This is a genomic window from Pseudoalteromonas sp. SR45-4 (assembly GCF_014163535.1).
Lineage (GTDB): Bacteria > Pseudomonadota > Gammaproteobacteria > Enterobacterales > Alteromonadaceae > Pseudoalteromonas > Pseudoalteromonas nigrifaciens.
This window is the reverse complement of record NZ_JACJDO010000045.1, coordinates 18,925-27,549: the sequence shown is the minus strand read 5'-3', so window position 1 is coordinate 27,549 and position 8,625 is coordinate 18,925. Positions and strand designations below refer to the sequence as shown.

Annotated in this window: 8 protein-coding genes; 2 read left to right on the top strand and 6 right to left on the bottom strand. The window is 36.8% G+C overall.

Annotated elements, in window-relative coordinates:
- Nucleotides 1-704 precede the first annotated feature (704 nt).
- The 4 genes from dps to H5058_RS15660 all read right to left on the bottom strand — a co-directional run bounded on the left by dps (nucleotide 705) and on the right by H5058_RS15660 (nucleotide 5,690).
- Complete coding sequence (gene dps / locus H5058_RS15675; protein ID WP_011329105.1) at nucleotides 705-1,220, bottom strand: DNA starvation/stationary phase protection protein Dps; 516 nt, start codon at nucleotides 1,218-1,220, stop codon at nucleotides 705-707.
- A 294-nt stretch (nucleotides 1,221-1,514) separates the two neighbouring features.
- The gene (gene gss / locus H5058_RS15670; RefSeq protein ID WP_182678955.1) at nucleotides 1,515-3,383 is read right to left on the bottom strand and encodes a bifunctional glutathionylspermidine amidase/synthase; all 1,869 of its coding nucleotides are present in this window, start codon (nucleotides 3,381-3,383) and stop codon (nucleotides 1,515-1,517) included.
- 120 nt (nucleotides 3,384-3,503) lie between these two features.
- Nucleotides 3,504-4,100: a DUF6515 family protein gene (locus H5058_RS15665; protein WP_011329103.1), complete on the bottom strand. Its 597-nt coding sequence runs from the start codon at nucleotides 4,098-4,100 to the stop codon at nucleotides 3,504-3,506.
- 240 nt (nucleotides 4,101-4,340) lie between these two features.
- Nucleotides 4,341-5,690 carry an L-cystine transporter gene (locus H5058_RS15660; RefSeq protein WP_089368713.1) on the bottom strand — a complete coding sequence of 450 codons (1,350 nt, stop codon included), beginning with the start codon at nucleotides 5,688-5,690 and terminating at the stop codon, nucleotides 4,341-4,343.
- 232 nt (nucleotides 5,691-5,922) lie between these two features.
- On the opposite strand from H5058_RS15660, the gene H5058_RS15655 reads away from it, so the two are divergent.
- The gene (locus H5058_RS15655; RefSeq protein ID WP_011329101.1) at nucleotides 5,923-7,044 is read left to right on the top strand and encodes a glycosyltransferase family 4 protein; all 1,122 of its coding nucleotides are present in this window, start codon (nucleotides 5,923-5,925) and stop codon (nucleotides 7,042-7,044) included.
- 103 nt (nucleotides 7,045-7,147) lie between these two features.
- Here the strand turns inward: H5058_RS15655 and H5058_RS15650 are convergent, their stop codons facing one another.
- Nucleotides 7,148-7,510, bottom strand: coding sequence for a DUF1971 domain-containing protein (locus tag H5058_RS15650; protein WP_182678953.1), 363 nt, complete (start codon nucleotides 7,508-7,510; stop codon nucleotides 7,148-7,150).
- Nucleotides 7,511-7,550: 40 nt separating this feature from the next.
- Nucleotides 7,551-7,937, bottom strand: coding sequence for a lipoprotein (locus H5058_RS15645; protein ID WP_011329099.1), 387 nt, complete (start codon nucleotides 7,935-7,937; stop codon nucleotides 7,551-7,553).
- Nucleotides 7,938-8,123: 186 nt separating this feature from the next.
- Here H5058_RS15645 and H5058_RS15640 point away from each other — a divergent pair, with 186 nt between their 5' ends.
- The gene (locus tag H5058_RS15640; RefSeq protein ID WP_011329098.1) at nucleotides 8,124-8,597 is read left to right on the top strand and encodes a VOC family protein; all 474 of its coding nucleotides are present in this window, start codon (nucleotides 8,124-8,126) and stop codon (nucleotides 8,595-8,597) included.
- The last annotated feature ends 28 nt before the right edge of the window (nucleotides 8,598-8,625 follow it).

Sequence of the window (8,625 nt, the reverse complement as noted above, 5' to 3'; positions counted from 1 at the left end):
TGAATTTGGTATTACAATTTTGGTTTCTTTTTGTTTAATATTTAACAAATTTAACAAGTTATGTTTTTAATTTATTTTGTAATCGCAGTTAAAAAGTTTAATTTAATGTTGGTATATAGGTTTGTTATTGCTATTTATTAATTATAATTTTTAAAAGCAAGGTGAGTTTAACCTTACTTATTTGGGAAGATTGGGGTTTTAACCTATAAAAAATTCATTGTTTTAGATAAGAAAGTGCTGATAAGTACCAAGGCGATAAAAAGAAATTAACTTACTGAGGGTGTATGAGGCGTTTATTTAAAATAAGAAATGTAAATTACTTACTGGTAATGGCTTTGTAGTTTTTATTTTAAGTTTAAAATTTAGTTGGTTAACCAATTTAGTTGCTAATATAAATAAAATATCGACTGGTAATAATAGTATAAAATTTAAATGCAGATGTACGAGGGGTTAATTGGGGGAGGTTCTTTTTTATGCATTTGCTGAGCGTGACAATATTTAATGGCTACTTGGGGGTAAACTTTTTAAGAGCAAAATGCAGATACTTTGCTATGTATGATGTGCAATTATTTTAGTAGGTTATTATTTTAGTAAGTTATTAGCACTTAAAAAGCCCGCATTATTAATAATGCGGGCTTTTCTTAATTTTAAATTATTAACTAACAATAAATATTTAGCTATGTATGCCAGTTATAATAGTGCACCTACTTTTGTAGTTCACCTGTTGATGATTCAAGGTGAGCACGAATAAACCATTGAAATTGCTCTAGCTCGGCTAGTTGGCTGGTGATCATATCCTCAGAAACCGGATCAAGATCAGCAAGCGTATCTATGGCTTTACGATGATCGCTATTAATACCGCTATATACATTATCGAGTGCACTTAAATGCTCGGTAACGAGGGCTTTACCAATTGAGTACTCGTCCCATGTACGGCGATCAACAATTGATTTTGGCGTACCAACAGGTACTCCACCTAGCGTTGCGATGCGCTCAGCAATGGTGTCTGTCATTTCGCGTACAACCGCAACTTGTGGGTCTAGCATTTCATGCACGCCAATAAAATTAGGGCCAACTACGTTCCAGTGAATATGTTTAAGGGTAAGTTGTAAGTCAATTAGCGCAACCATACGATTGTCGAGTGTAGAGATAGTTTTTTCTGCTGAATCGTTACTCATACCTGGAGCGGTAAATTTAGCTGTTTTGTTACTATTACTCATAATTTCTCCTACTTAATTATTTTGCCCATTAATTACTATATGAACATACTTTACTTTATTTAAAGCAATCACCATGCCGAGAAGGGATTTTAAATAAAGTTGTTTATATACAATCAGATAGGGTTTTCAATATGAGGGGAATAATGATGTTAAATATTACATATTTGAAAACTATGCACTTTTTTGTAAATTATGCACAGTGTAATAAATATAATAGCTAAAGGGCTTAGCTATTATATTTAATGCTAAGCCCTAAAACTAAGCCCGCAAAGTATTGTTTATTAATTTGACGAGTTATTCAATCCGCAGTGCCATACAGTCACTATTGCCATTAATAATCATGCTTTTATCGACTCGCACACCCGCACCAGAATATTTTCCTGCTGTGGTAAAACTGCATATTTGTACAAAGTAATCGTCTACTTTTGGTAGCGCAAATAATTGCTGATATATTTGCTCTTGGGATGCAAAGTGTCCGGCGGTTTCCTCAATGGTTTGTTGTTGCTGATCGACTAGTTGAATATTTGCTCCGCAGCGGCCAACAATGGGTTTTACTACATAGCCGGTTTGTAATAATTCATCACTGAGCTCAAACGCGGTATTGAGCAAATATTTATGATTAGGAAATAAACTCCACAGCACCGGTAAGATTGCTTTATTACTGGGGATCAGTGTCCATAGTGGTTCAAAAACCATGACATTTTTACGCAATAATACATCAGCCAACCGCGGGGTTGCTCCTGCTTGCCATTGCGGCTCAAAATTATGATTTTGAGCTTGATCAGCCTCGCATTCTTCACGAATTTGCTCAAGTGCAGTTTCCCACGACCAGGTTTTCCATACATAATTAAGTTTATTGCCATCGGCATCAATAATATTGCCAAAGGCATCCCAAGACAGAGTATTTAAACCAATAATAATTTTGCACTCAAAACCTGCTGCCGCAATTGTTTCTTTCATAAATAAAGCGTGGTAATGCTCTTCTGGCTCGTCATCTTGAAGAATATGAACTAAACCTTTTACTTCACTTTTTCGCCATGCTTTTACTAAGTCTTTAAATAAGTCTTGGCCTGCATCAATACCCGTTTTAACCCCAAAGTGCTTTGCCCATTTACCCTGAACTTTACCGCTTTCCATATAACACGAAGCGGAGTCGCAGTTGTATTCATACACTTTTAAGCCTGCGGGGGTTAGTGCAAAGTCAAAGCGACTGGTGATCAATTGATTTAAGCGGTTATCCCACGATTGACGAATTTTATTGAGTACTACTTCAGGTAAATTAAACTTTTTTAATAGCTCAGGGTGCTGTAACACATAATCGGTGGCATGCATAAATAAGCCATGCAGCTCATTAGTGGCATGCTCAATGGCTTGTTGGGCTGTGTGTGAAATAGTAAAGTAGCTATGTTGATCCTCTGCATTGGAGGTCAGCTTGTGGCCTTGCATCATGTCTACATAGGCGGCTTCGTCATCATTAGCAATATTTAACCATGACTTTGCAGCTTGGCCTGTATCGGCAATGTAATTAGATTTGATTGTAAATAAATCGGTGTTTATTTCAGTGGTAGGTTCTGCGTGTTCAATTTGATCAGTTTGGGTCATCCAGCCTAAAATAGTTGCATCGTTATAAGAGCATTCAATCCAATAGTCGCCATCTTTGGTTATTTTAGCTTTAAGCTCGCGGTACCAATTTTGACCTTGTGGCCATGTTTGATGGCCAACATTTTGCTCAGCAAGACGAATTTTATCAGGGTGAACTTCTACTACAATGGCAACATGGCCGGTTTCTTCAAACTCACCACCTTCTTCCCAAATAAGTAAACTACCAACTTGAGGGTGATGCTTTGCGCCATTTTTAAATGCTTGTAAGGGAAGTCTATTTTGGCTGTTAACTTCACGTACTGAGCGTAGCTCAAAAATATCGTAAGCCATGGCTATGTCATCAAAAATATAACCATGATTGAGATACATCCAGCGCCTAGCAAATTCAACGCACTGCCATTTATAACCCATATAAATGCCATCTAAATAACTGCGATAGGCACTGCGGTTAGGGTAAATGCTTTCGTCGGCAGAGTCATAGTCAGACGAGTAAACAGCAACATTACCAGGTGCGTAACCTAATAGTTCACCAAAATCACGAGCTGGAGTGCTAGTTTTCATAACAAGTTTGTTCAAAATAAAGGCCTATAATCTGCTGACTATAGGAGCGAAGTAGCTTGATAGCAAGATAAAATGCTATGCCCTTATTTAGGTTTTTATTTGCGACAGATAAAGACAGTATTAATTGAGTTTAACAGCGAGATATTTAATTACATCATCACTAACTTGCGGTAAAAAATAAATGTCATCATATTTAAAGTACTGCACCGAGCTAATAGTTACGGGCTTTGCTGCCGTTGGTAGCGAGTCGTAAAACAGCCCAAGCTTATAATTGTTGCTGTTATTTACTTTGATTGCTCGGTTAACCTGTATTTTAGGCGTATCTACTACTGTGTAGCCGTTATTTTCGGCAATATAATATACATTTTGATAGGTATAATAAGTGTTATTGCGATGCCTTAAACGTGAGTGGTATCTAGGCAGTGATCTAATATGTAAACCTCTTGGTGGCATTACCTCTCGATAGCCTCTGCTGTGTTTACGATAGTAAGTGCCATTATGGGTATTAAATACTGCACCATTAAAACGTACCGATACACTATTACTAGGAATATGACGTATCACTTTACCTGGTTTATGGTGTTTGTTATGTACATTTTGCGGATTTGCAAAGGCGTTACTTGAGAGCATAGTAAGTGTTAAAAACACTGCTAACAAAACAGTTAAGTTAATAGTGTTTAGCTTTATAGGTGTTAGTTTCACAGTTATTTGTTTCATAGTAATGTCTCGCTTATGTTTTTTATACATAACCGATATTAGAGCCTGAAACTGAATAGCAACTGATAGCGGCTGTAATTACACAAAGCTTTACATATGTTTACATAACTAAAATGCTTGTTGGTAGGGTTTTGAGCATGCTAAATGAACAGGAAAGTGGTTAATTATGGGCTGTTTTGCGGGTTTTATATAACTGTAGCGCAGTATAAAAAGCCCAGCAAAGCTGGGCTTAATTATTAATTAGTCTTGCTGTGGCGTTTTCATTATTTTACTGGTGATCACACCTGAAGTAATAGAGCCTGACACATTAAGCGCAGTACGTGCCATATCAATTAATGGTTCTATTGATATAAGTAACGCAACAATTTCTATGGGTAATCCCATTGTTGGTAATACCACTAGCGCAGCAAAAGTTGCGCCGCCGCCTACACCGGCAATGCCAAAAGAGCTAATCACTACAATACCTATTAAGGGTAGAATAAACTCAAAAGTCATCGGGTCTATTCCCACACTAGGTGCAACCATCATTGCTAGCATTGCAGGGTAAATACCTGCACAGCCATTTTGTCCAATCGTAGCACCAAAAGAGGCTGATAAATTAGCAATAGCTGGGGGAACTTTAAGTTGGTTTACTTGTGTATCTATGTTCATTGGAATTGATGCCGCTGAACTGCGCGAACTAAAAGCAAAGGTCATTACTGGCCAAATCTTAGTAAAATAATGTTTTGGACTAACCCCAACTAGGCTTAACAGTATGCCGTGCACAACAAACATTAATAAAATAGCGACATAAGAGGCGATAATAAACGCCAATAAATTAAGAATGTCGTTACCACTTGAGTTTGCGACTACATTCGCCATTAATCCTGCAACACCGTAAGGCGTTAAAGCTATAACCATTTTAACTAAGCTCATTACAGTGGCTTGTAAAGCGTTTACACCAGTACGAATAGGCGCTGTAAGTTCGCTGCGCTCTAGCATTACTTTACGTGCAGCAATGCCTATTAACACGCCAAAAATAACGACGGCAATAATAGAGGTTGAACGTGTATTACTTAAATCGGCAAATGGGTTTTCTGGAATAAAGCTAAGCAACATTTGTGGCACATTTAAGTTAGCAACATTAGCCGCTTTACTCTCTAAAGTAGTCATTTGTGCCGCTTCACGAGTGCCGGCCACTAATCCTTCTACGCTTAAGTTAAAGCCATAAGTAACCGCAATACCAACCAATGCAGCAAGGGCTGTGGTAACCAGTAAAATAGAAATACTTACAAATGAAATCTTACCTAAAGAGCCTTGGTTTTCAAGTTTGACTACCGCGGCAATCATAAACACTAATACCAAAGGCATAATGACCATTTTTAATAGCCCAACATAGCCTTTACCAACGACGGCAACCCAACTTAAAACATGGTTAATAACTTGGGGTTGTTCGGCAAATAAAAACTGTAAAGCCAAACCAAAAGCACTGCCCAGTACTAGGCCAAATAAAACGGTGCGTGATAACGTTTTACTTTTTTGCGAAAAAAGATAAATCGCGAATAACAGACCAACAAACAATGCCAGCATTAATAGTACAGCAAGCGACATAATATCCTCTTCATTAGCTGTGATTTAGCGGCGCACTTTAACGCTTTAAACTTATTTAAGAAAATACACTTTCGCTATGACTTAGAAGAAATTGTTATGTATTGCTAATATTTGGTTATAAGGGATGGCAAGCGTTTGTAAATATCTTCAAAGATGTATGGCTAAATGTTATATTACCAAAAGAGTAATCGCTGTAATTGCAGCAAACTAAACAAGTTTGTCAGGATATATGATGCCTAATATTTATATTATTTACCGTGCTATGTTTGATCATAACGGCACTATGCATACCATTGGTGGCATTGAAAACTATATCTTAAGTTTGTGCGATGTTTTTACTCGCCAAGGTTGGCCATGTCATATAGTACAACCGGCTAAAAAAGCGTTTACCTTAACTACTCCCCAGTACACTATTCATAGCGTTACTACCGGTTTATATCGCGGTAACTTAAAAAAAATCGCCCTTGCAAACTGGGTCAGTGAAAATGCAGACAAAAATAACGATATTATTATTTTTGCTACCGACTCTTATTCAGTAAAAATGCCTGATTATAAAACGCTAGCGATTCAGCATGGTATATCTTGGGATAAACCTCGCGCAGCAAAATCAGCCATATCACAATATTGCTCCTCGCTATTAAGTCAGTACAAATATTTATCCTATATAAAATCAGATTGCAGTTTGGTGTGTGTAGATCATAACTTTGTTAACTGGTATCGCACTTGGTTTAATATTGAGCAGCAACATATGAAGGTTATTTATAACTTTTATAGTGAAAAAATTAGCGAAAGTGAATTTGCCAAAAAATGGTCAGATGATAACGCAACACTAAATATTATTATTGCTCGTCGTTTTGTTGATTACCGTGGTATTAAATTAATAGCACCTATTATTAAGCAGCTTTTACCGCAATATAATATTCAAGTAAGCTTTGCCGGAAATGGGCCATTAAAACCATATTTAACAGAACTATTTGCTAATGAAGTAAAAGTGAAATTAATGCAGTACGGACCAAATGAAAGCTTTAGCGTACATAAACGCCAACACATTGCCATTATTCCAACACTAGGTTCAGAAGGTACTTCGTTATCTATGATAGAGGCAATGGCCGCAGGTTGTATGGTTATAAGTAGTAACGTTGGAGGCTTATCTAATCTTATAATTAATGGTTTTAATGGTCGATTAGTGATGCCTAATACTGCCGAGTTTACCCAAGCGCTAACAACTAGCTTGAATGACTATCAGCAAAGTAAAACGTTGGCATATAACGGGTTAACATCAATAGCGAAAGTGTGCTCTAAAGAAAATTGGGCGCAAGATTGGATTGATATGATCAAACATAAACAAGGCTAATATGCAGTGCATTTGGCATTAATTGCACCGTTATTTATGAAAGCACTTAACTAAATGTTAGGTGCTTTTTTGTTTGTACGTAAATTAGTTATTTTAAGTGGTATTAATCTAAAATAGGTTTGCTATGAATACGTGAACTTTTAAACAGGGCTTTATTGCCTGTATCGGCTTCGGCCCAAAAGTTGATATTAAATTGCGCGTCGTCGCTTAGCTCTACTTTATGCCAGTATTGTGGCGGGCTGGTAGCAAATTGCCCCGCGTTAATTACAATAGTTTGCTCAGGCTCTGTGGCGGCTTCATTTGAAAATCCGTAAAAGGTAACAGTGCCTTGCATAACGCAAATTTGGCCAAACACACCCTCGGCTGTGTTGTGGTGAGTAAGTAACGCTTTTGGAATGTTATCTTTAGTAAAAAAGTGAGTGGAGCGTTTTATTTTCCAGTGACTTGGTATAGTTAAGTGACTCATAACAATTCCTTTTTTGTATTAGTGAAACAAATATAAAAGTTTAAATCATTTCAGCATCAATATGGCGCATTAAATTAGTTACCCAATTAATATACTGACGGTGTATTTTACTACCGTTGTAATTAAGGTTAGTCGAATCTTGGTAATTGATAGAATAGGCTGTTTTGTCATAATTAATATTAACGATTAATTGATGAGTACGAATATTAAGAATTCCCTTTATTTTACCTTCACTAACAGGAGCACACTGCCAACCTAGTTGAATGCAGGCTTTTAAAATACCTGTTTCAACATCTGCAGTGTTATTAATTATTTTAGATGTTTGTGGAATAAGGTTTTGTTCAAAGTTTTTAATTGGCACTGAAGTTGAACAACCCGCGAGTGCGAATAACGCAGTGGCTATAAAAAGTGTTGTTTGTTTTTTCATGTTAGTCCTTTTGTTTAAATATGCAGCGTATCAGTAAATATTATTAAGTGGTAGATACTAGCAAAATTTACTAATAATTTTGCAAATAAGTGCCACTAATATTGATAAATAAATACGTGTTTATTTTATATTGTTTGCCACTTTAGACTAACCTTTGTAAGGAGAGCATATAACGAGGAGCACAACATGGCGGTATCAGCTATTCCAAAAGGGTATCATTCAATAACCCCTTATTTAATTATAAACGGTGCGCAACAAGCAATTGATTTTTATTGTGCCGCTTTTGATGCGCAGCTAGTTATGCAAATGCCTATGCCTGAAGGCGGCATTGCTCATGCAGAAATTAAAATTGGTAATTCACATATTATGATCTCAGATATGTGCCCAGATGTTCATTTTAAAAGCCCTACAGAGCTCGGCGGTACACCCGTAAGCATAATGTTGTATGTTGATGATGTAGATACGGTATTTGCAAAAACCATTGCGTTAGGAGCGAAAGAAATACGCCCCGTTCATGATCAGTTTTATGGTGATAGAGCAGGTACGCTGCAAGATCCTTTTGGCCACGTATGGACCATTGGCACTCATAAAGAAGACATTAATGAGCAAGAGCTCAGAAAAAGAATGGTAGATCTTATGAGTAAAGATCAAGATGCTTAGCTTTATAAAATAAAGGTAAGTAAACAAG